General features: G+C 74.1%; 21 protein-coding genes. All 21 read left to right on the forward strand.

All coding sequences use genetic code 11. The annotated features are described in order from the left end of the window. Positions 1–184: 184 nt before the first annotated feature. The 21 genes from rpsD to ITJ44_RS00355 all read left to right on the forward strand — a co-directional run bounded on the left by rpsD (position 185) and on the right by ITJ44_RS00355 (position 20,699). The gene (rpsD, locus tag ITJ44_RS00255) at positions 185–814 is read left to right on the forward strand and encodes a 30S ribosomal protein S4 (protein ID WP_012038492.1); all 630 of its coding nucleotides are present in this window, start codon (positions 185–187) and stop codon (positions 812–814) included. Between the two features lie 173 nt (positions 815–987). Next, on the forward strand, positions 988–1,209 hold the full coding sequence (locus tag ITJ44_RS00260; protein ID WP_194632813.1) for a hypothetical protein: 222 nt from the start codon (positions 988–990) through the stop codon (positions 1,207–1,209). A gap of 5 nt (positions 1,210–1,214) precedes the next feature. Beyond that, a complete protein-coding gene (gene alaS, locus ITJ44_RS00265) occupies positions 1,215–3,872 on the forward strand; it encodes an alanine--tRNA ligase (RefSeq protein WP_194632814.1) in 2,658 nt (885 codons plus the stop codon). Then, on the forward strand, positions 3,872–4,357 hold the full coding sequence (gene ruvX / locus ITJ44_RS00270) for a Holliday junction resolvase RuvX (RefSeq protein ID WP_194632815.1): 486 nt from the start codon (positions 3,872–3,874) through the stop codon (positions 4,355–4,357). Before alaS ends, ruvX begins: the two co-directional genes overlap by 1 nt. 163 nt (positions 4,358–4,520) lie before the next feature. After that, a complete protein-coding gene (gene mltG / locus ITJ44_RS00275; RefSeq protein WP_228494450.1) occupies positions 4,521–5,891 on the forward strand; it encodes an endolytic transglycosylase MltG in 1,371 nt (456 codons plus the stop codon). Further along, complete coding sequence (locus ITJ44_RS00280) at positions 5,884–6,774, forward strand: shikimate dehydrogenase (RefSeq protein WP_194632816.1); 891 nt, start codon at positions 5,884–5,886, stop codon at positions 6,772–6,774. Before mltG ends, ITJ44_RS00280 begins: the two co-directional genes overlap by 8 nt. 85 nt (positions 6,775–6,859) lie before the next feature. Beyond that, positions 6,860–8,098: a chorismate synthase gene (aroC, locus tag ITJ44_RS00285; protein ID WP_194632817.1), complete on the forward strand. Its 1,239-nt coding sequence runs from the start codon at positions 6,860–6,862 to the stop codon at positions 8,096–8,098. A 2-nt stretch (positions 8,099–8,100) separates the two neighbouring features. Next, on the forward strand, positions 8,101–8,592 hold the full coding sequence (locus tag ITJ44_RS00290) for a shikimate kinase (RefSeq protein WP_194632818.1): 492 nt from the start codon (positions 8,101–8,103) through the stop codon (positions 8,590–8,592). After that, positions 8,589–9,719, forward strand: coding sequence for a 3-dehydroquinate synthase (aroB, locus tag ITJ44_RS00295; RefSeq protein WP_194632819.1), 1,131 nt, complete (start codon positions 8,589–8,591; stop codon positions 9,717–9,719). The genes ITJ44_RS00290 and aroB overlap by 4 nt, the downstream gene beginning before the upstream one ends. Beyond that, on the forward strand, positions 9,716–10,498 hold the full coding sequence (locus ITJ44_RS00300; protein ID WP_194632820.1) for an SDR family oxidoreductase: 783 nt from the start codon (positions 9,716–9,718) through the stop codon (positions 10,496–10,498). The genes aroB and ITJ44_RS00300 overlap by 4 nt, the downstream gene beginning before the upstream one ends. Before the next feature lie 20 nt (positions 10,499–10,518). Continuing rightward, on the forward strand, positions 10,519–10,959 hold the full coding sequence (locus ITJ44_RS00305; RefSeq protein ID WP_194632821.1) for a type II 3-dehydroquinate dehydratase: 441 nt from the start codon (positions 10,519–10,521) through the stop codon (positions 10,957–10,959). A 117-nt stretch (positions 10,960–11,076) separates the two neighbouring features. Then, on the forward strand, positions 11,077–11,640 hold the full coding sequence (gene efp, locus ITJ44_RS00310) for an elongation factor P (RefSeq protein ID WP_194632822.1): 564 nt from the start codon (positions 11,077–11,079) through the stop codon (positions 11,638–11,640). A gap of 4 nt (positions 11,641–11,644) precedes the next feature. Beyond that, positions 11,645–12,058, forward strand: coding sequence for a transcription antitermination factor NusB (nusB, locus tag ITJ44_RS00315; RefSeq protein WP_194632823.1), 414 nt, complete (start codon positions 11,645–11,647; stop codon positions 12,056–12,058). A gap of 107 nt (positions 12,059–12,165) precedes the next feature. Next, positions 12,166–13,038, forward strand: a complete 873-nt coding sequence (locus tag ITJ44_RS00320) for an ABC transporter ATP-binding protein (RefSeq protein WP_194632824.1) — start codon at positions 12,166–12,168, stop codon at positions 13,036–13,038. Positions 13,039–13,095: 57 nt separating this feature from the next. Further along, positions 13,096–14,148 carry an aliphatic sulfonate ABC transporter substrate-binding protein gene (locus ITJ44_RS00325; protein ID WP_194632825.1) on the forward strand — a complete coding sequence of 351 codons (1,053 nt, stop codon included), beginning with the start codon at positions 13,096–13,098 and terminating at the stop codon, positions 14,146–14,148. Beyond that, a complete protein-coding gene (locus ITJ44_RS00330; RefSeq protein ID WP_194632826.1) occupies positions 14,145–15,008 on the forward strand; it encodes an ABC transporter permease in 864 nt (287 codons plus the stop codon). The genes ITJ44_RS00325 and ITJ44_RS00330 overlap by 4 nt, the downstream gene beginning before the upstream one ends. A gap of 71 nt (positions 15,009–15,079) precedes the next feature. After that, positions 15,080–17,125 (forward strand): acetate--CoA ligase, encoded by a 2,046-nt coding sequence (gene acs / locus ITJ44_RS00335; RefSeq protein WP_194632827.1) that lies wholly within the window; start codon positions 15,080–15,082, stop codon positions 17,123–17,125. A gap of 112 nt (positions 17,126–17,237) precedes the next feature. Next, positions 17,238–17,816, forward strand: coding sequence for a bifunctional pyr operon transcriptional regulator/uracil phosphoribosyltransferase PyrR (gene pyrR, locus ITJ44_RS00340; protein ID WP_194632828.1), 579 nt, complete (start codon positions 17,238–17,240; stop codon positions 17,814–17,816). Next, positions 17,813–18,769: an aspartate carbamoyltransferase catalytic subunit gene (locus ITJ44_RS00345; protein ID WP_194632829.1), complete on the forward strand. Its 957-nt coding sequence runs from the start codon at positions 17,813–17,815 to the stop codon at positions 18,767–18,769. Before pyrR ends, ITJ44_RS00345 begins: the two co-directional genes overlap by 4 nt. Continuing rightward, the gene (locus tag ITJ44_RS00350; protein ID WP_194632830.1) at positions 18,766–20,172 is read left to right on the forward strand and encodes a dihydroorotase; all 1,407 of its coding nucleotides are present in this window, start codon (positions 18,766–18,768) and stop codon (positions 20,170–20,172) included. The genes ITJ44_RS00345 and ITJ44_RS00350 overlap by 4 nt, the downstream gene beginning before the upstream one ends. Further along, on the forward strand, positions 20,169–20,699 hold the full coding sequence (locus tag ITJ44_RS00355; RefSeq protein WP_194632831.1) for a hypothetical protein: 531 nt from the start codon (positions 20,169–20,171) through the stop codon (positions 20,697–20,699). The genes ITJ44_RS00350 and ITJ44_RS00355 overlap by 4 nt, the downstream gene beginning before the upstream one ends.

A 20,699-nucleotide genomic window follows, 5' to 3' on the forward strand; every position in this document is an offset into this window, starting at 1 on the left:
GTGTCGCGTGCGGCTGCGTCGACATCATGATCAAGGGACACGTCCTGTAGCCGGACGACCCGTGGCGAATCCCTCTACTTCCGCAGGACACCGCATCAGCGGTCTCGTGTCGTCGCGCGCCCATGCGTGTGCGCGGACGCCCTGCATCATCCGTAGTCAGAGACTTTCTCCCTGGAAGGAAAACGTGTCCACCAAGTCACGCACCCGTAGCAAGACCCGCCTCTCCCGCGCGCTGGGCATCCCGCTCACGCCGAAGGCGGCCAAGTACCTCGAGAAGCGCCCCTACGCGCCGGGCGAGCACGGCCGGTCCAAGCGCAAGCAGGACAGCGACTACGCCGTCCGCCTCCGCGAGAAGCAGCGTCTGCGCGCCCAGTACGGCATCCGCGAGGCCCAGCTCAAGATCGCCTTCCAGGAGGCGCGTCGCACCCAGGGCCTCACCGGTGAGAACCTCGTCGAGATCCTCGAGCAGCGCCTCGACGCGCTCGTCGTCCGCTCCGGCCTCGCGCGCACCACGGCGCAGGCCCGCCAGCTCGTCGTGCACCGCCACATCATGGTCGACGGCAAGATCGTCGACCGCCCCTCCTTCCGCGTGAAGGCCGGCCAGATGATCCACGTCAAGCCGCGCTCCGAGGGCACCGAGCCCTTCCAGGTCGCCGCCGCCGGCGGTCACGCCGACGTGCTGCCGAAGCTCCCCTCGTACCTCGAGGTCGAGCTCGACAAGCTGCAGGCCCGCCTGGTGCGCCTGCCGAAGCGCGCCGAGGTCCCCGTGACCTGCGAGGTCCAGCTGGTCGTCGAGTACTACGCGGCCCGCTAGAACCCGCATCACCGTCCGCGAGGCGGGTCGCCCATCCGGGCGGCCCGCCTCGCGGCGTATCCGGCCCCGGCGCGCACCGGCCGGGCCGGGGAGGCGCACGGCCCGGCCGGTAGGATCGCCCTCGGCCCCGAAGGCCGCCCGCCCGTCGCGTCACCTCCCGGAAGGGGAGAAGCATGAAGAACCTCGTCCTCATCGCCGTGGGGGTCGCCCTCGGCTTCGCCGTCGCCCACGTGGTCGACCGCACGCCGGCCGGGCACCGCCTCTTCCAGGACGTCGACGCCCGGGCCCGCCGCTTCGGCGAGGCCGTCGAGCACGGCTACCGCCGCCGCGAGGCCGAGCTCCGTTCCGCCGTGGGCGAGGCCGAGGACACCATCACCGAGCTGGGAAAGCAGTAGACCGCATGCAGACCGCAGACATCCGCAACGCCTGGCTGACGTACTTCGGCGACCGGGGGCACACCGTCGTGCCATCGGCGTCGCTCGTGAGCGAGGACCCCACGCTGCTGTTCACGGTGGCCGGCATGGTCCCGTTCGTGCCGTACCTCACGGGCGTCGTCCCCGCGCCGTTCGCGCGCGCCACGAGCGTCCAGAAGTGCATCCGCACCCTCGACATCGAGGAGGTCGGCCGCACGCCCCGCCACGGCACCTTCTTCCAGATGAACGGCAACTTCTCCTTCGGCGACTACTTCAAGGAGCAGGCCATCGCGTACGCGTGGGAGCTGCTCACGACGAGCGAGGCCGACGGCGGCCTCGGGTTCTCGCCCGACGACCTCTGGGTCACCGTCTACCACGAGGACGACGAGGCCCGGCAGGCGTGGAAGCGCGTCGCGGGCCTGCCGGACGAGCGGATCCAGGGCCTCGGCCGCGACACGAACTACTGGCACACCGGGCAGCCCGGCCCCGCGGGTCCCTGCTCGGAGATCTTCTTCGACCGCGGCCCCGCGTACGGCGCCGACGGCGGACCGGCGACGGACGACGACCGGTACGTGGAGATCTGGAACCTCGTCTTCATGCAGTACCTGCGCGGGGCCGGCACGGGCAAGAGCGACTTCGAGATCCTCGGCGACCTGCCGCAGCGGAACATCGACACCGGCATGGGGCTCGAGCGCGTCGCCTTCATCAAGCAGGGCGTCGAGAACATGTACGAGATCGACCAGGTGCGTCCGGTCCTCGACCGCGCGGCCGAGCTCGCCGGCCGTCGCTACGGCGCCGACCACGAGGACGACGTGCGCATGCGCATCGTCGCCGACCACGTGCGCTCCTCCCTCATGCTCATGTCCGACGGCGTGCGCCCGTCCAACGAGGGCCGCGGCTACATCCTCCGCCGCCTCATGCGCCGCACCGTGCGCGGCATGCGCCTCATGGGCGTGGACACCGCCACCTTCGGCGAGCTGTTCCCCGCGTCGCGCGACGCGATGAAGGCCGCCTACCCCGAGGTGTCGGACGACTTCGACCGCATCTCGCGCCTCGCCTACGCGGAGGAGGAGACCTTCCTGCGCACGCTCTCCGGCGGCACGACGATCCTCGACGTGGCCGTCGGCGAGACGAAGGCGGCCGGCGGCGAGCGCATCGCCGGCGACACCGCGTTCCTGCTGCACGACACGTTCGGCTTCCCCATCGACCTGACGCTCGAGATGGCCGAGGAGAACGGCCTCACGGTCGACCGCGAGGCCTTCGACCGGCTGATGCTGGAGCAGCGCACGCGCGCCAAGGCCGACGCCAAGTCCAAGAAGACGGCGCTGGCCGACCTCACCGTCTACAGCGCGTTCCGCGCGGCCGGCGAGACGCGCTTCACCGGGTACGACGAGCTGGAGACTGGGACGACGATCCTCGGCCTCATCGTCGGCGGCCACAGCGTCGACCACGCGGTCGCGGGCGACATCGCGGAGGTCATCCTCCCGGAGACGAGCCTCTACGCCGAGTCCGGCGGCCAGGAGGCCGACGCGGGCAGCATCGTCGGGAACGGCTTCGACCTCGAGGTGCTCGACGTGCAGAAGCCCGTGAAGGGCCTCATCAGCCACCGCGTGCAGGTCCGCTCCGGCGAGGTCGGGGTCGGCGCCGCCGCGACCACCGTCGTCGACGCCGACTGGCGCCGCGGCGCCACGCAGGCGCACTCCGGCACGCACCTCGTGCACGCCGCGCTCCGCCAGGTGCTCGGCCAGGACGCGCACCAGTCCGGCTCGTACAACCGGGCCGGGTACATGCGGCTCGACTTCGCGTGGAACCAGGCGCTGAGCCCGGAGACGCGCAGCGAGATCGAGGACATCGCGAACGGCGCGGTGCGCGACGACCTGCAGGTCGTCACGCGCGTCATGCCGATCGACGAGGCGAAGAAGCTCGGCGCCATGGCGCTGTTCGGCGAGAAGTACGGCGACACCGTGCGCGTCGTCGACATCGGCGGGCCGTGGTCGCGCGAGCTCTGCGCGGGCACGCACGTGTCGTCCAGCGCGCAGATCGGGCTCATCAACGTGGTGGGGGAGTCGTCCGTCGGATCCACCAACCGCCGCATCGAGTCGCTCGTGGGCCGCGAGGCGTTCCAGGACCTCGCGGTCGAGCGCGCCATCGTGTCGCAGCTCACGTCGAGCCTCAAGACGCCGCGCGAGCAGCTGCCCGACCGCATCGCCGACCTGATGCAGAACCTCAAGACGGCGGAGCGGCGCATCGCCGACTTCGAGGCGCAGGCGCTGCAGCAGCGCGTGCCGGCGCTCCTCGCGCAGGGGTCGCGCGTCGGATCCGTGACGCTCATCCAGGAGTCGCTCGGCAGCGTGCGGTCCGCCGACGAGGTGCGGCAGCTCGTGACGCTCGTGCGCGAGCGCGCCGGATCCGAGCCCGTGGTGGTCGCCCTCGCGGGCGACGCGGGCGGCAAGCCGACCGTCATCGTGGCCACGAACCAGGCCGCGCGGGACGCCGGCGCCCGGGCCGGGCAGCTCGCCCGCGCCGCGGCGGCCGTGCTCGGCGGCGGCGGAGGCGGCAAGGACGACCTCGCGCAGGGCGGCGGATCCGACGTGTCGGCCATCGGCGACGCGCTCGACGCGGTCCGCCGGTCCCTCGACTCCTGATGCGGATCGGCTCCCGGCTCGCGGTCGACGTGGGGAAGGCCCGGATCGGCCTCGCCCGGTCGGATCCGCACGGGTTGATCGCGACGCCCGTCGAGACGGTCCCGCGCGACGCCGGGGGCTCCGCGGACGTGCGGCGGATCCTCGAGGTGGCGGCCGAGATCGACTGCACCGAGCTCGTCGTGGGCCTGCCGCTCGCGCTCTCGGGCCGCGCGACCGCCTCCACGGACGACGCGGAGGGGTTCGCCCGGCGCCTCGCGGACGCCACGGCGATCCCCGTGCGGCTGGTGGACGAACGCCTCTCGACGGTCTCCGCCCAGGGCGCCCTGCGCGCATCGGGCAGAGGCTCCCGTAAGCAGCGGCCCGTGATCGATCAGGTGGCGGCGGTTATAATCCTTCAACACGCGCTCGAGACCGAGCGCGCCGCCGGCTCCCCACCCGGTGCTCTCGTCCCGAGGAACCGAGTCGATCCTGACCGACACGCCTGAGACCGATCCCACCCGACGCGCCACGGCGGCCGCGGGTGGCGGTGGCGACCCCTTCGAGAGCCTCTTCGGCGACCACGTCGGCGACTCCTCTGCACCTGCACCTGCGGCCGCGCCGGCACCTGCCCCGCGCGGCGACGGGCCCGGCATCGGCACCGGTGCGCCCATGACGCGACGCGAGCTCCGCGCGCTGCGGGAGGCGGCCGAGGCGCAGGCCGCGGCCTCCGCGCCCTCCGGGGTCGCTGCCCCGCGGCCGACGGCGTCCGACGAGCGTCCCGCCCCCCTCGCGACCACCCCCGTGCCCACGGCCGCCGCTCCGCGTCCCGCGTCCGACGAGCGGTCGCGGACCGCCTCGGCGACCGCGTCGAGCGCACGGGGTCCCGCGCGGACCGCCCCGACGCCGATCACGCCGACCCGCCCGGCAGCGGACGACGGGCGCGGGACGCCGCCGCGCCGGGAGGTCCTCGTCGCCCCGAAGCCGAAGCGCCGCCACCCCAAGTGGCCCTACGTCGTGGTCCTGCTCATCGCGCTGTTCGGCGGCGCGGGCGTCATCGCGACCTCGATGTTCGGCCCCGTGGTCGCGGCGCTCCTGACGCCCGCCGAGCCCACCGACTACGACGGCGACGGCTCCGGAGAGGTGCAGGTGGTCGTCAAGACGGGCGACACCGGGAGCACCATCGGCGACACGCTCGCCGCGGAGGACGTCGTGAAGACATCGAAGGCGTTCTACCGGGCCGTCGTCGCGTCCGGCGGCGAGATCGTCTTCCAGCCGGGCACCTACACGCTGCGGAAGCAGATGAGCGCGGCGTCCGCGCTCGCGATGCTGCAGGATCCGGCCAGCCAGATCCAGGCCAAGGTCACCATCCCCGAGGGCCAGACCGTCGCGCAGGCCTTCGAGCTCATCGCGGAGGGCACCGGAACCCCCGTGGCCGACCTCGAGGCCGCGGCCGCGGATCGCGCCGCCCTCGGGATCCCCGCCGAGGCGCCGAACATCGAGGGGTACCTCTTCCCGGCCACGTACGACTTCCCGCCCGGCACCTCCGCGACGGACATGGTCAAGGCGATGGTCAGCCGCACCTTCGAGGCGCTCGACCAGGCCGGCGTCGCGCCCGCCGACCGCCACCGCGTGCTCACGCTCGCCGCGCTCATCCAGAAGGAGGCCCGCTTCGAGGGCGACTTCTACAAGGTGTCGCGCGTGTTCCAGAACCGCATCGCCATCGGGATGCCGCTGCAGTCGGACGCGACCGTCGCCTACGGCGCGCAGTCGGTCGGCCGGGTCACGACCACCGACGCCGAGCGCGCCGACGACAACCCGTGGAACACCTACGTGCACCCGGGGCTCCCGGCCGGCCCCATCTCCAACCCCGGCGACCTCGCGATCAAGGCCGCGATCGCTCCCGCGGACGGGCCGTGGCTCTACTTCGTCACCGTCAACACCATCACGGGTGACACCGTCTTCTCCCAGACCTACGAGGAGCACCAGAAGGCCGTCGCCCAGTGGCAGCAGTTCATGAAGGACAACCCGGGCAATGGCTGATCCGCGGACGCCGGCCGTGCGGCTGGCGGTCCTCGGCAGCCCCATCGCGCATTCCCTGTCGCCGCGGCTGCACCGGGCGGCGTACGACGTGCTCGGGCTCGACTGGTCCTACGAGGCGGTGGAGTGCACGGGGGCGGACCTCGGCGCGTTCGTCGCGGGCCTCGGATCCGGCTGGCGGGGCCTGTCGCTCACGATGCCGCTCAAGCGGGACGTGCTGCCGCTCCTCGACCTGATCGACGACACGGCACGCCTCGCGGGCGCGGCCAACACGCTGCTGCTCGAGGAAGGCGACGACGGGGGGACGCGCCGTCGCGGCGCCAACACGGACGTCGCGGGCATCGTCCGCGCCTTCGCCAGGGCCGGCGTGGGGAGCGCGCAGCGCGCGGTCGTCATGGGCGCCGGATCCACGGCGCGCTCGGCCGTCGTCGCGCTGGCCCGCATGGGCGCCCGCGAGGTCGTGGTCGCGGCCCGGCGTCCCGCGCAGGGGCAGGAGCTCGCGCCCCTGGCCGACGAGCTGGGCCTGGCGCTCCGGACCGCGCCGCTCGCGGACGCGGCGGACGCGCTCCGCGACGCCGACACGGTGATCAGCACCCTCCCGGGCGACGCCGCCGCCTCCGTGCCGCTGCCCGCCGCATTGGCCGAGGCGACCGTGCTCCTCGACGTGACGTACGCGCCATGGCCCACCGGCATCGCCGCCGCGTGGCAGCGCGCGGGCGGTCGCGTCGTGCCGGGCATCGACATGCTCGTGCACCAGGCCCTCGACCAGGTGCGCCTGTTCGCGCACGGCGACGACACGCGGCCTCTGCCGGGCGAGGACCGCGTGCTGGCCGCGATGCTCGCGAGCGTGGGACGGGATCCCCGGAGGCCCTGGACGGGAGCCTGACCCGCGGGTCAGGTGCTTCCGCAGCGCGAGGCCGGAGGGGATCCTGCTCGCGGGTCCGACCCTGCCGCTGTGGGAGGATGGGGCCATGCTGCGTTGGCTCACCGCCGGGGAATCCCACGGCCCCGAACTCATCGCCGTCCTGGAGGGCCTGCCCGCGGGCGTCCCCGTCAGCCTCGACGGCATCCGCGCCGACCTCGCCCGTCGCAAGCTCGGCTACGGCCGTGGCGCGCGCATGGCGTTCGAGCAGGACGAGCTGAGCCTCTCGACCGGCGTGGTCCACGGGCGCACGCTCGGCAGCCCCATCGCCGTGCGGATCGGCAACACGGAGTGGCCCAAGTGGGTCGACATCATGAGCCCGGAGCCGGTGGATCCCGAGAAGCTGCGGGGCGCGCGCGCCGCGGCCCTCACGCGTCCCCGGCCCGGCCACGCCGACCTGGTGGGCATGCAGAAGTACGACTTCGACGAGGCGCGTCCCGTGCTCGAGCGCGCGAGCGCCCGCGAGACCGCCGCCCGCGTGGCGCTCGGCGCCGTCGCCCGCGCGTTCCTCGCCGAGCTGGGGATCACCCTCGTCAGCCACACGCTGGCCATCGGCCCCGTCCGCGTGCCCGAGGGCGCGCCGCTGCCGACGCCGGCCGACGTCGACGCCCTGGACGCGGATCCGCTGCGCTGCTTCCACCCCGAGACGAGCGCGCGCATGGTCGCGGAGGTCGACGACACGAAGCAGAGCGGCGACACGGTCGGCGGCGTCGTCGAGGTGCTCGCGTACGACCTGCCGCCGGGCCTCGGCTCGCACGTGCACTGGGACCGCCGGCTCGACTCCAAGCTCGCCGCGGCGCTCATGGGCATCCAGGCCATCAAGGGCGTCGAGGTCGGCGACGGCTTCCTCACGACGACGCGCCGCGGATCCGAGGCGCACGACGAGCTTTTCTCCACAGACGCCGGCATCGGCCGGTCCACGGACCGCGCTGGCGGCACCGAGGGCGGCATGAGCACGGGCACGGTCCTCCGCGTCCGCGCGGGCATGAAGCCCATCGCGACCGTGCCGCGCGCCCTCCGCACCATCGACACCGCCACGGGCGGCGCCGCCCCCGCCCACCACCAGCGCTCCGACGTGTGCGCGGTCCCCGCCGCGGGCGTGGTCGCCGAGGCCATGGTCGCGCTCACGCTCGCCGACGCGGTGCTGGAGAAGTTCGGCGGCGACTCCGTGGGCGAGACCCTGCGGAACCTCCGCGGCTACCTCGACGCGATCCCCGAGGGCCGCCGCACGGGCGCCGACCTCGTGGACGAGGCGGACGCCGCGCCGCCCGCGCCTCCCGAGTCCTGAGCATGCCGGTCGTCCTGATCGGTCCGCCCGGCGCGGGCAAGACCACGGTCGGCCGCCGCGTGGCGAAGGGCCTGGGGCTGCCGTTCACCGACACGGACCGGGCCATCGTCGAGGCCCACGGATCCATCGCCGACATCTTCCGCGAGCACGGCGAGCCGCGCTTCCGCGAGCTCGAGCGGGCCGCGGTGGCCGCGGCCCTGGCGGACGACGGCGTCGTCTCGCTCGGCGGGGGAGCCGTCCTCGACCCCGCGACGCGCGCCGACCTGGCACCGTGCACGGTCGTGCTGCTCACCGTGAGCGAGCCCGCCGTGCGCGCGCGGATCCGGGGGGACGACCGCCCGCTCGTCGACGGCCTCGACAGCTGGCGGCGCCTCGTCGCCGACCGCGAGGAGCTCTACCGCTCGCTCGCCGACCTGACCATCGACACCTCCGACCGCCCGCTCCCGCGCATCGCCCGCGAGATCGAGCGCTTCGCCCGGGAGAGGCAGCCATGACCGAACCGACCCGCACCGAGACCGACGCGCGCGCGACCGCCGCCGCCGAACCGGACGCGCCCTCCGTGATCCCCGTCTCCGGCACGCCCGGCTACGACGTGACCGTCGGCCGCGGCCTCGTCGCGGGCGTGGGCGCGCTGCTCGGCCCGCGCGTGCGCAAGGTGCTCATCGTGCACGCGCCCGCCCTCGCCGAGGAGGCGTCGCGGCTCCGCGAGCGCCTGCAGGGCGACGTCGAGGTGTACCTCGCCGAGGTGCCCGACGCCGAGGGGGCCAAGCGCGTCGAGGTCGCCGCGTTCTGCTGGAAGATCATGGGCACCACCGACTTCACGCGCTCGGACGCCGTGATCACGCTCGGCGGCGGCGCCACCACCGACCTCGGCGGCTTCGTCGCGGCGACGTGGCTGCGCGGCGTCATCCTCATCCAGATCCCGACGACGGTGCTCGCCATGGTGGATGCGGCCGTGGGCGGCAAGACCGGCATCAACACGTCCGAGGGCAAGAACCTGGTGGGCGCCTTCTACGCGCCGACCGCCGTGGTCGTCGACCTCGACCTGCTCGCGACCCTGCCGCGGAACGAGCTCGTCACGGGCTTCGCGGAGATCGTGAAGGCCGGGTTCATCGCCGTGCCCGAGATCCTGGACATCATCGAGCGGGACGTGGCGCGCGTCACGGATCCCACGTCACCGGAGTTCCGCCGCGTCGTCGAGCTGGCGATCGCGATGAAGGCCGAGGTCGTGGGGGAGGACTTCACCGAGAAGGGCCGCCGCGAGATCCTCAACTACGGCCACACGCTCGGCCACGCGATCGAGCACGCCGAGCGCTACCGCTGGCGGCACGGGTCGGCCGTCGCCGTCGGCATGGTCTTCGCGGCGGAGCTCTCCCGCCTCACGCGGTCGCTCTCGGACGAGGCGGTCGACCGGCACCGGCGGATCCTCGACTCGCTCGACCTGCCCACCAGCTACCCCGTCGGCCGCTGGCCCACGCTCGTCGCGAGCATGAAGCGCGACAAGAAGGCGCGCGGCGACATGATGCGCTTCATCGTGCTCGACGGCGTCGGCCGCGCCAGCGTGCTCAACGGGCCCGAGGAGGCGCTGCTGTTCGCGGCGTACCAGGAGATCGGGTCGTGACGGATCCCGCGCATCCGGATGCGCCGCGGCCCGTCGCCCTCGTCACGGGCGTCGGCCGGGTCGCGGGGCTCGGAGCGGCCATCGCCGAGGACCTGGCGCTCGGCGGCTGGGACGTCGCCTTCTCATACTGGTCCGCCTACGACGCGCGCATGGCCTGGGGCCCGCAGCCCGACGACCCCGAACGGGTCGCCGCGGCCGTCGCGCGCGCCGGCGGACGCGCGCACGCGATCGAGGCCGACCTCATGGACACCGACGCGGCCGAGCGGATCCTCGAGGCCGCCGAGCAGGCGCTCGGTCCCGTCACGGCGCTCGTGCTGTCGCACGCGGAGGCGGTCGACAGCTCGCTGCTGGAGACGAGCGTCGAGAGCCTCGAGCGGCACCTCGCCGTGAACGTGCGGGCGTCGCTGCAGCTGATCCAGGGCTTCGCGCGCCGCTACCGGGCGCTCCCGGGTGCCGGCCGCATCATCGCCCTCACGAGCAACCACGTCGTCGGCAACGTGCCATACGGCGCCAGCAAGGCCGCGCTCGACCGCATCGTCATCGCGGCGGCGCGCGAGCTCGAGGACGTGCGCATCACGGCGAACCTCGTCGACCCGGGACCCATCGACACGGGCTGGTTCACGCCCGAGATCCGGGCCCACCTGCAGGAGACGACGCCGCGCGGCCGTCTCGCCGAGCCCCGGGACGCCGCCGCGCTCGTCTGCTTCCTCGCCTCGGCCGAGGGCGGCTGGATCAACGGCCAGCGCATCCGCTCGGACGGCGGCCAGAGCGTCGGCTGACCCGCCCCTAGGCTGGGCGCATGTCACGCGTGCTCGTCCTCAACGGCCCCAACCTCGGACGGCTCGGCAGCCGCGAGCCCGACGTGTACGGCACCGGGTCGCTGGATGACCTCCGCCGGGAGCTCGTCGCGTTCGCGCCCGACGACGTCGAGATCGACCTCCGCCAGACGGACGACGAGGCGACCCTCATCGGTTGGCTGCACGAGGCCGTCGACACCGCGACCCCCGTGATCATGAACCCCGCCGCGTTCACGCACTACTCGTACGCGCTCCGCGACGCCGCGGCGCTCGTCACGAAGGCCGGCATCACGCTCCTCGAGGTGCACATCTCCAACCCGCACGCGCGCGAGGAGTTCCGGCACACCAGCGTCATCTCGCCCGTCGCGACGGGCGTCATCGCGGGGCTCGGGCAGGGGTCGTACCTCCTCGCCCTCGCGCACGTCGTGACCGGCACCCGATAGGCTGGTCCCTCAGGAAAGCCGCACGCGCCCACCGCGCCCCCGCGGCACCCCCTCGCGCCGGCACCTCTCGCCGCCGCCGCACCTCCCGCTCGTCGAACAGGCAAGGACCCTCCCCGCATGGCCTCTACCGCTGACATCAAGAACGGCGTCGTCCTCAACATGGACGGCCAGCTGTGGACCGTCATCGAGTTCCAGCACGTGAAGCCGGGCAAGGGCGGCGCGTTCGTGCGCACCAAGGTCAAGAACGTCATGAGCGGCAAGGTCGTCGACCGCACGTTCAACGCGGGCGCGAAGATCGAGACCGAGACGGTCGACCGCCGCGACTTCCAGTACCTCTACGCCGACGGCGAGAACTTCGTGTTCATGGACACGAGCGACTACGACCAGATCACGCTGTCCGCGGCGCAGGTCGGCGACGCGAAGAACTACATGCTCGAGAACCAGGACGTGACCGTGGCGCTGCACAACGGCGAGGGGCTCTACGTCGAGCTGCCCGCGTCCGTCGTGCTCACCATCACGTACACGGAGCCGGGCCTGCAGGGCGACCGCTCCACGGGCGGCACCAAGCCCGCGACGGTCGAGACCGGGCACCAGATCCAGGTCCCGCTCTTCCTCGAGCAGGGCACGCGCGTCAAGGTGGACACCCGCACGGGCGACTACCTCGGCCGCGTCACCGACTGACCCCGTGAGCGCACGCACCAAGGCGCGCAAGCGCGCCCTCGACGTCCTCTACGTCGCGGACATCCGCGGCGAGTCCATCCCCGCGACCCTCGCGGTCGAGCAGCAGCGCGCGGCCGCGGAGCCCGACCGGCAGGCTTCGTGGGCATACGCCCGCGAGATCGCCGAGGGGTTCGTGGAGCACCAGGACGAGATCGACGAGCTCATCGAGACGTACTCGGTGAACTGGACCCTCGCCCGCATGCCCGCGGTCGACCGCGCGATCCTGCGCATCGGCATCTGGGAGATCCTCTTCAACGCCGACGTGCCCGACGGCGTCGCGATCTCGGAGAGCGTCGACCTCGCGTCGTCGCTCTCGACGGACGAGTCGGCCTCGTTCATGAACGGCATGCTGGCGCGGATCGCGGCGACGCAGGCGTAGGCATCGCGCGGCGTGCGTCCCGCCAGCCCGTTACGTCGCGTGACGCCCCGCGACCGCGTGTGACGCGGGACGGTCCGAGTGTGCTCGGGCCGTCCTAGCGTCGGGTCATGCCCGTCACCGCATCCGCCCCGCGACCCGACCGGACGACGGCCGCGTCGCCTGCTCCCGCCCCGGATGCGGCCGCGGGCTCCGCCGGCGCGGTCGAGCTCCGCGGGGTCGGACGGTCGTTCGCCGGCGATGGATCCCGGGCTCGGCGCACGGTGCTGCGGGACGTGGACCTCGACCTCGCCGCGGGCGACGTCGTGGCGATCCTCGGGCCGTCCGGCTGCGGGAAGTCCACCCTCCTGCGCCAGGTGAGCGGGCTCGACCGCCCCGACGCCGGATCCATCCGCATCGACGGCACTGCCGTGCGCGAGGTCGACCAGCGCTCTGCGGTCGCGTTCCAGGAGCCGCGCCTGCTGCCGTGGCGCACGATCCGCGCCAACGTGCGTCTCGGCCTGCCGCGCGACGTGCCGCGCGCCGAGGGCGACGCCCGCGTGCGCGACCTCCTCGAGCTGACGGGCCTGGCCGAGGCGGCCGACCTCCGTCCCCGCCAGGTCTCCGGCGGCATGGCCCAGCGCGCCTCGCTCGCCCGCGCGCTCGCCCGGCGGCCCCGCATCCTCGTGCTCGACGAGCCGTTCGGCGCGCTCGACGCCCTCACGCGCCTCCGGATGCAGGACCTCCTCCTCGACGTGCACGCCGCCATCCCGACCACCGTCCTCCTCGTCACGCACGACGTGGACGAGGCCCTGCACCTCGCCGACCGCGTGGTGCTGCTCGGCCCGGATCCCGCGGAGGGCGCCGCACCCGGCGCGACCGTCCGACGCGTGCTCGAGGTGCCCGGCGCCCGGCCACGCGACCGCGGCGACGCCACCCTCGCCGCCCTCCGCGCCGAGCTGCTCGCGGGGCTCGGCGTGCCGGGCCACCGCGCCGCCGGCTGAGCCGGACCCCCGACCCCCACACCGCCCGCATCACCGACACCGCACCGAGGACCCACCGTGACCCGTCTCCTGCCCCGCAGATCCATCCCCGCCCTCGCGCTCGCGGGCGCCGCCGCCATGCTCCTCGCCGGATGCGCCGCGGGGGAGGGTTCGGCCGTCGCCCCCGCCGCCGGCGCGTCCGCGGATCCCGCCGGCTGGAGCGCCGACACCGTCACCCTGGACTGGGCCACTTACAACCCGCTCAGCCTCATCGTGAAGGACCAGGGCCTCGTGGAGAAGCGGCTCGGCTCGGACGTCACGGTCGACTGGGTGCAGAGCGCCGGATCCAACAAGGCCAACGAGCTGCTGCGCGCGGGGGCCGTCGACGTGGGATCCACCGCCGGATCCGCCGCGCTCCTCGCCCGCGCCAACGGCTCGCCGATCCGCACCATCGACGTGTACTCGCAGCCCGAGTGGACCGCGATCGTCGTGCCGAAGGGATCGCCCATCACGCGCGTCGACCAGCTCCGCGGCGCCGACATCGCCGCCACGAAGGGCACCGACCCGTACTTCTTCCTGCTGCAGACGCTGGAGGAGGCGGGCATCCCCGCCTCCGACGTCACCATCCAGAACCTCCAGCACGCCGACGGCCGCGCCGCCCTGGAGAACGGCTCCGTCGACGCGTGGGCCGGGCTCGACCCGCTCATGGCCGCGAGCGAGGCCGAGGCGGGATCCACGCTGCTGTACCGCAACGTGGACTTCGCGACCTACGGGTTCCTGAACGCCACGCAGTCGTTCCTCGACGCGTCGCCGGACCTCGCGCAGGCCGTCGTCGACTCGTACGAGGAGGCCCGCGCGTGGGCCGTCGACCACCCCGACGAGACCGCGGCGATCCTCGCGCAGGCCGCCGCGATCGACCCGGCCGTCGCATCCACCGTCATCGACCGCACGAACCTCGGCGTCGACCCCGTGCCCGGCGACGCGCAGCGCACCGTGCTGGAGCGCGTCGGCCCGATCCTCGTCGAGTCGGGCGACGTGCCGGACCAGGGGAAGATCGACGCCGCGCTCGACGAGCTGTTCGAGCCGCGGTTCGCCGAGGCCGCGGATCCCGCGTCCGGGTCGGCCCGATGACCGCGCTCCGGCCCGCGCGGGCGGACGTCCGCGGCGAGGGCCGCACGGGCGCCGCCGCCCCGGACCCCAAGGGCGCCCTCGCGCGGCGCACCCCCGCCCGCGCGACGGGCGGCGCGCTCCTCCGGGTCGCCGTCGGCCTCGTCGTCCCCGCCCTCGTCGTCGGCCTCTGGGCCGTGGTCACCGCGACGGGCGCCGTGCCCGCCCACCTCCTCCCCGCGCCGCTCGACGTGGTGCGCGCCGGGGTGCAGCTCGCCCAGCAGGGGATCCTCGGGCAGTACGTCGCCATCTCGCTGCAGCGCGTGCTGCTCGGCTTCGCCCTCGGCGCCACGGTCGGCCTCGTGCTCGGCGCCGTGGTCGGCCTGTCGCGCATCGGCCGGCTCCTGCTCGCGCCGACCGCGGGCGCGTTCCGCACGGTGCCCTCGCTCGCCTGGGTGCCGCTGCTGCTGCTCTGGATGGGGATCAACGAGGACTCCAAGGTCACGCTCGTCGCCATCGGCGCCATGTTCCCCGTGTACACGACCGTCGCCGGCGCGCTCCGGCACGTGGACCCGCACCTCGTGGAGGTCGGGCGCGCGTTCGGGCTCACGCGGATCCCGCTGCTCGTCACCGTGCAGCTGCCGGCCGTGCTGCCCGCCGTCGTCTCGGGACTGCGGCTGGCGCTCGCGCAGTCGTGGCTGTTCCTCGTGGCGGCGGAGCTGCTGGCCGCGTCGATGGGGCTCGGCTACCTGCTCACGGAGTCGTCGGCGAACGGGCGCGTCGACCGGGTGCTGCTCGCGATCGTGCTGCTCGCCGTGCTCGGCGCCGTGACCGACGCCGTCGTGGGCCTCGCGGAGCGGGTGCTCGTGCGGCGCTGGGGCTGACGCCGGCGTTCCGTGTCGTCGCGTGACATCCCGGTTCCGGATCGAGGCGGCGCCGCACGTAGCGTCGGCGCATGACCTCCGCGCGCACCGAGCAGGCCGCCACCGCCGTCCCCGAGGGCGACGCCGACACGACCGTCGAGCAGGCGCTCTTCCCGCCGCCGGCGTACCTCCAGGCGCAGGCGAACGTCACCGCCGAGGCGTACGCGCGCGCCGAGGCGGATCCGGTCGCCTTCTGGGAGGAGGCCGCCCGCCGCCTCGACTGGGAGACGCCGTGGGAGACCGCGCACACGTGGATCCCGCCGGTCGCCGCGGACGGCACCCCGCAGGTCCCCGCCGCCACGTGGTTCGCGGGCGGCCGGCTCAACGTCGCGGCCAACTGCGTGGACCGGCACGTCGCCGCGGGGCGGGGCGAGAAGGTCGCGCTGCACTTCGAGGGTGAGCCGGGGGACCGCCGCACGATCACCTACCGCGACCTCCAGGAGGAGGTGTCCCGCGCCGCCAACGCCCTCATCGCCCTCGGCGTCGGGCCGGGCGACCGCGTCGTGATCTACCTGCCCGTGCTCGTGGAGACGATCGTCGCGACGCTCGCGGTGGCGCGCATCGGCGCCGTGCACTCGCTCGTCTTCGGCGGCTTCTCCGCGGAGGCCCTGCGCTTCCGCGTCGAGGACACGGGCGCGAAGCTCCTCATCACGAGCGACGGCCAGAACCGGCGCGGGCAGGCCGTCGCGACCAAGCCGCAGGCCGACGAGGCCGTGGCGGGCGTCGCGTCGATCGAGCACGTGCTCGTCGTCCGCCGCACCGGGCAGGACGTGCCGTGGACCCCGGGACGCGACGTCTGGTGGCACGACGCCGTGGGATCCGCGTCCCCCGTGCACGAGCCGGCCGCCTTCGACGCCGAGCACCCCCTCTTCATCATCTACACGTCGGGCACGACCGGTCGCCCCAAGGGCCTCGTGCACACCTCGGGCGGCTACCTCGCGCACGCGTCGTGGGCGCACTGGGCGCACTTCGACGCGAAGCCCGACGACGTGCACTGGTGCACGGCCGACCTCGCCTGGGTCACCGCGCACACCTACGAGATCTACGGCCCGCTCTCCAACGGCCTCACGCAGGTGGTCTACGAGGGCACGCCCGACACGCCCCACCGCGGGCGGCACCTCGAGATCATCGAGCGGTACGGGGTGACGACGTACTACACGGCGCCCACGCTGATCCGCTCGCTCATGGGCTGGTTCCCCGACGGCGTCGCGGGGCACGACCTGTCGAGCATCCGGCTGCTGGGATCCGTGGGGGAGGCCATCAACCCGGCCGCGTGGCGCTGGTTCCACCGGGAGATCGGCGGCGGTCGCGCGCCCGTGGTCGACACGTGGTGGCAGTCGGAGACCGGGGCCGCCGTCATCGCGCCGCTGCCGGGCGTCTCGACGCTGAAGCCCGGCGCCGCCGGCCGCGCCCTGCCCGGGTTCCGCGTGGACGTGGTCGACGACGACGGCGAGCCCGCCGCGCCCGGGGAGTCCGGGCTGCTGGTGATCCAGCGCCCCTGGCCCGGCATGGCCCGCACCGTGTGGGGCGACCCGGCCCGGTACCGCAGCGCCTACTGGGAGCGGTTCGCCGAGCGCGGCTGGTTCCTCGCGGGCGACGGCGCCCGGCGCGACGCCGACGGCGACGTGGCCCTGCAGGGCCGGATCGACGAGGTCGTCAACGTGTCCGGCCACCGGCTCTCGACCATCGAGATCGAGTCGGCGCTCGTCGCGCACCCGCGCGTGGGGGAGGCCGGCGTCACGGGCGTCGCCGACGACCTCACGGGCCAGCGCGTGGTCGCGTTCGTCGTGCCGCGCGGCGACGACCGGCCCGCGGACGACGACGCGGAGGGCTGGGCGGCGCTCGCCGCGGAGCTGGGGCCGCTCCTCACGGCGCACGTCGCGCGCGCGATCGGGCCGGTCGCGAAGCCCCGCCGGATCGTCGCGGTGCCGGACGTGCCGAAGACCCGCTCGGGCAAGATCATGCGCCGCCTCCTCGCCGACCTCGTGGAGGGCCGCACCCTCGGCGACGCCACGAGCCTGCAGGACGCCGCCGTGCTCGGACGGATCCGCGCGGTGCTCGACGCGTCCGAGCGCTGAGGACACGCGCGGGCTGCGCGACGCACCCCGCGCACGGGGGACACCCGCTAGAGTGACCGGCGGAACAGACCACCTTTAACATCCGTCCCGAGAGGCGGGGAAGGAGGTCGGATTGCCTCAGCGCATCGTGCTGCAGCCCTCTGACATCACCCGTGCGCTCACGCGCATCGCCCACGAGATCCTCGAGTCGAACCGCGGCCCGCACGGCCTGCTGCTCCTCGGGATCCCCACCCGCGGCACCGTGCTCGCCGAGCGCATCGGCCGGATCATCGCCCGCCTCGAACCCGAGGCGCCCGCCGACCTGGTGGGCTCGCTCGACGTCACCATGTACCGCGACGACCTCCAGCGGAACCCCACCCGGGCGCCCGCCCCCACGCGCCTGCCCCCGGGTGGCGTCGACGGGCGCACCGTCGTGCTCGTCGACGACGTGCTCTTCTCCGGCCGCACCGTGCGCGCCGCCCTCGACGCGATCGGCGACCTCGGACGCCCGACGGCCGTGCGGCTCGCCGCGCTGGTCGACCGCGGCCACCGGGAGCTGCCCATCCGCGCCGACTTCGTGGGCAAGAACCTGCCGTCGAGCCTCGCCGAGCGGATCTTCGTGCGCCTCGAGGAGACCGACGGCGAGGACTCGGTGAGCATCGCCGGCCCGGACGGCGACCCCGCGACCGCGGCGGACGGGGCGACCCGATGAGGCACCTGCTCTCCACCCGCGACCTGTCCCGCGACGAGGCGATCCACATCCTCGACGTCGCCGAGGACATGGCCGACGTCGGCACGCGCGAGATCAAGAAGACCCCCGCGCTCCGCGGCCGCACGGTCGTCAACCTCTTCTTCGAGGACTCCACCCGCACCCGCATCTCGTTCGAGGCCGCCGCCAAGCGCCTGTCGGCCGACGTCATCAACTTCAGCGCGAAGGGGTCGAGCGTCTCCAAGGGCGAGAGCCTCAAGGACACCGCGCAGACGCTCCAGGCCATGGGCGCCGACGGCGTGGTCGTCCGGCACCCCGCCTCGGGCGCGCCGCACACGCTCGCCGGCAGCGGCTGGATCGACGCCGGCATCGTCAACGCGGGCGACGGCACGCACGAGCACCCCACGCAGGCGCTGCTCGACGCGTTCACCATCCGTCGCCGGCTGCACGGATCCGCCGCGCGCGGGACGGGCCTCGACGGCACGCGCGTCGTCATCGTCGGCGACGTCCTGCACTCCCGGGTCGCCCGCTCGAACGCGTGGCTCCTCACGACGCTCGGCGCCGAGGTCACGCTCGTCGCGCCGCCCACGCTCGTGCCGGTGGGCGTCGGATCCTGGCCCGTCACCGTCCGCTACGACCTCGACGCGACCCTCCGCGAGGGGAAGCCCGACGCCGTGATGATGCTCCGGATCCAGGCCGAGCGCATGCGCGCCGCCTTCTTCCCGAACCCGCGCGAGTACGCGCGCATCTGGGGCCTCGACGACGCGCGCCTCGCGCTCCTCGGGCCCGATACGATCGTCATGCACCCGGGGCCGATGAACCGCGGTCTCGAGATATCCGCCGCCGCCGCCGACTCGGAGAGGTCCACGGTGCGCGAGCAGGTCGCCAACGGCGTCTCGGTGCGCATGGCCGTCCTCTACCTCCTGCTGTCCGGCGACGGGAAGGCCGACCGATGACCCAGAACGCGAAGAGCGTGCACGACACCCACCTCATCCGCGGCGCGACCCTGCCATCGGGCGAGCGCGCCGACATCCTCGTCGCCGACGGGCTCATCCGCGAGATCGGCCCCGACCTCGTCGTGCCGGAGGGTGCGCGCGTCATCGAGGCCGCGGGGCTCATCGCGCTGCCCGGCCTCGTCGACCTGCACGTGCACCTCCGCGAGCCCGGCTACGAGCAGAGCGAGACCGTGCTCACGGGATCCCGCGCAGCGGCCCTCGGCGGCTTCACCGCGGTGTTCGCCATGGCCAACACGATGCCCGTGCAGGACACCGCGGGCGTGGTCGAGCAGGTCAAGGCCCTCGGCGACGCGGCCGGCTACGCCACCGTGCGCCCCATCGGCGCCGTCTCCGTGGGCCTCGCGGGCGAGTCGATGGCCGAGATCGGCGCCATGGCCTCCAGCCGCGCCGCCGTCCGCGTCTTCTCCGACGACGGCAAGTGCGTCTCGGACCCGCTGCTCATGCGCCGCGCGCTCGAGTACGTGAAGGCCTTCGACGGCGTCATCGCGCAGCACGCGCAGGACCCGCGCCTCACCGAGGGCGCCACCATGAACGAGGGGGAGCTGTCCGGCGAGCTCGGCATCACGGGCTGGCCCGCGGTCGCCGAGGAGTCGATCATCGCGCGCGACGTGCTGCTCGCCGAGCACGTCGGATCCCGCCTGCACGTCTGCCACGTCTCCACCGCCGGTTCCGTCGACGTGATCCGCTGGGCCAAGGCCCGCGGCGTCGACGTGACCGCCGAGGTCACGCCGCACCACCTCCTCCTCACCGAGGACCTGGTCGCCGGCTACGACGCGCGCTACAAGGTGAACCCGCCGCTGCGCCGCCGCGCGGACGTCGAGGCCCTCCGCGCCGCGCTCGCCGACGGCACGATCGACGTCGTCGCCACCGACCACGCGCCGCACCCGACCGAGGCCAAGGACTGCGAGTGGGACGCGGCCGCGTTCGGCATGGTCGGCCTCGAGTCCGCGCTCTCCGTCGTGCAGCTCGCCATGGTCGACACGGGCCTCCTCGACTGGCAGGGCGTCGCGCGGGTCATGTCGCACGCGCCCGCGCGCATCGGCCGGCTCGCCGAGCACGGGCACGCGCTGGCCGGCGGATCCCCGGCCGACATCACGCTGTACGACCCGTCCGCGTCGCGCGTCTTCGGCCGCGACGACCTCGGCGGGCTGAGCGGCAACTCGCCCTACCTGGAGATGACGCTGCCCGGCCGCGTCGTCGCGACCTTCCACCGCGGCTACCCGACCGTGCTCGACGGCGCGCTCGTCGACCGCGAGACCGTCGCCCGCGCCGCCGTCCTCCGCGACCGCGCCGACGCCGACGCGCGCGACGCCGCCACGGCCGCCCCCGGGAGCGTCGCGTGAGCGGCCGCCTCGTGCCCGCGATCACCGTGATCGCGCTCCTCGTCCTGCTGCTGGCGCTCATGGTGCTCGGCTGGCGCGCGCGCCGTCGTCGTCAGAGCGCGCTGCCCGAGCCGCCGCGTCCGCCCGCGGGGCTCGGTGCGCCGCGACTCGAGGTCGACGTGCTCTACGTCGCGACGACCACGGCCGGCCAGCCGCTCGACCGGCTGACGGTGGCGCCCCTCGGGTTCCGGGGCCGCGCCGCGGCCCGGGTGCACGACGCGGGCCTCGTGCTCGCGATCGACGGCGAGCGCGAGGTCCTCGTGCCCGCCGACCGCATCACGGGGTCCGGCCTCGCGACCTACGCGATCGACCGCGTCGTGGAGGAGGGCGGCCTCGTGGCCGTGACCTGGTTCCTCGACGAGGCCGCAGGCACCCCGGTCGACACGTACCTCCGGGTGATCGACCCGCGCGAGAAGACCGCGCTCGTCGACGCCCTCCAGCGGATCCCGCGCATCGCGCACGACGACGACGACAACGAAGGGAAGTGA

Source organism: Clavibacter sp. VKM Ac-2873, assembly GCF_015351075.1.
Taxonomy (GTDB): Bacteria; Actinomycetota; Actinomycetes; order Actinomycetales; family Microbacteriaceae; genus Clavibacter.

Excerpts from the sequence above, each read along its gene's own strand:
- ITJ44_RS00260 (WP_194632813.1), top strand. The coding sequence starts at position 988 with ATGAAGAACCTCGTCCTCATCGCCGTGGGGGTCGCCCTCGGCTTCGCC.
- ITJ44_RS00320 (WP_194632824.1), top strand. The coding sequence starts at position 12,166 with ATGCCCGTCACCGCATCCGCCCCGCGACCCGACCGGACGACGGCCGCG.
- aroC (WP_194632817.1), top strand. The coding sequence starts at position 6,860 with ATGCTGCGTTGGCTCACCGCCGGGGAATCCCACGGCCCCGAACTCATC.
- efp (WP_194632822.1), top strand. The coding sequence starts at position 11,077 with ATGGCCTCTACCGCTGACATCAAGAACGGCGTCGTCCTCAACATGGAC.
- ITJ44_RS00280 (WP_194632816.1), top strand. The coding sequence starts at position 5,884 with ATGGCTGATCCGCGGACGCCGGCCGTGCGGCTGGCGGTCCTCGGCAGC.
- ITJ44_RS00345 (WP_194632829.1), top strand. The coding sequence starts at position 17,813 with ATGAGGCACCTGCTCTCCACCCGCGACCTGTCCCGCGACGAGGCGATC.
- acs (WP_194632827.1), top strand. The coding sequence starts at position 15,080 with ATGACCTCCGCGCGCACCGAGCAGGCCGCCACCGCCGTCCCCGAGGGC.
- ITJ44_RS00330 (WP_194632826.1), top strand. The coding sequence starts at position 14,145 with ATGACCGCGCTCCGGCCCGCGCGGGCGGACGTCCGCGGCGAGGGCCGC.
- mltG (WP_228494450.1), top strand. The coding sequence starts at position 4,521 with ATGACGCGACGCGAGCTCCGCGCGCTGCGGGAGGCGGCCGAGGCGCAG.
- alaS (WP_194632814.1), top strand. The coding sequence starts at position 1,215 with ATGCAGACCGCAGACATCCGCAACGCCTGGCTGACGTACTTCGGCGAC.
- ITJ44_RS00290 (WP_194632818.1), top strand. The coding sequence starts at position 8,101 with ATGCCGGTCGTCCTGATCGGTCCGCCCGGCGCGGGCAAGACCACGGTC.
- ITJ44_RS00305 (WP_194632821.1), top strand. The coding sequence starts at position 10,519 with ATGTCACGCGTGCTCGTCCTCAACGGCCCCAACCTCGGACGGCTCGGC.
- aroB (WP_194632819.1), top strand. The coding sequence starts at position 8,589 with ATGACCGAACCGACCCGCACCGAGACCGACGCGCGCGCGACCGCCGCC.
- ITJ44_RS00350 (WP_194632830.1), top strand. The coding sequence starts at position 18,766 with ATGACCCAGAACGCGAAGAGCGTGCACGACACCCACCTCATCCGCGGC.
- ruvX (WP_194632815.1), top strand. The coding sequence starts at position 3,872 with ATGCGGATCGGCTCCCGGCTCGCGGTCGACGTGGGGAAGGCCCGGATC.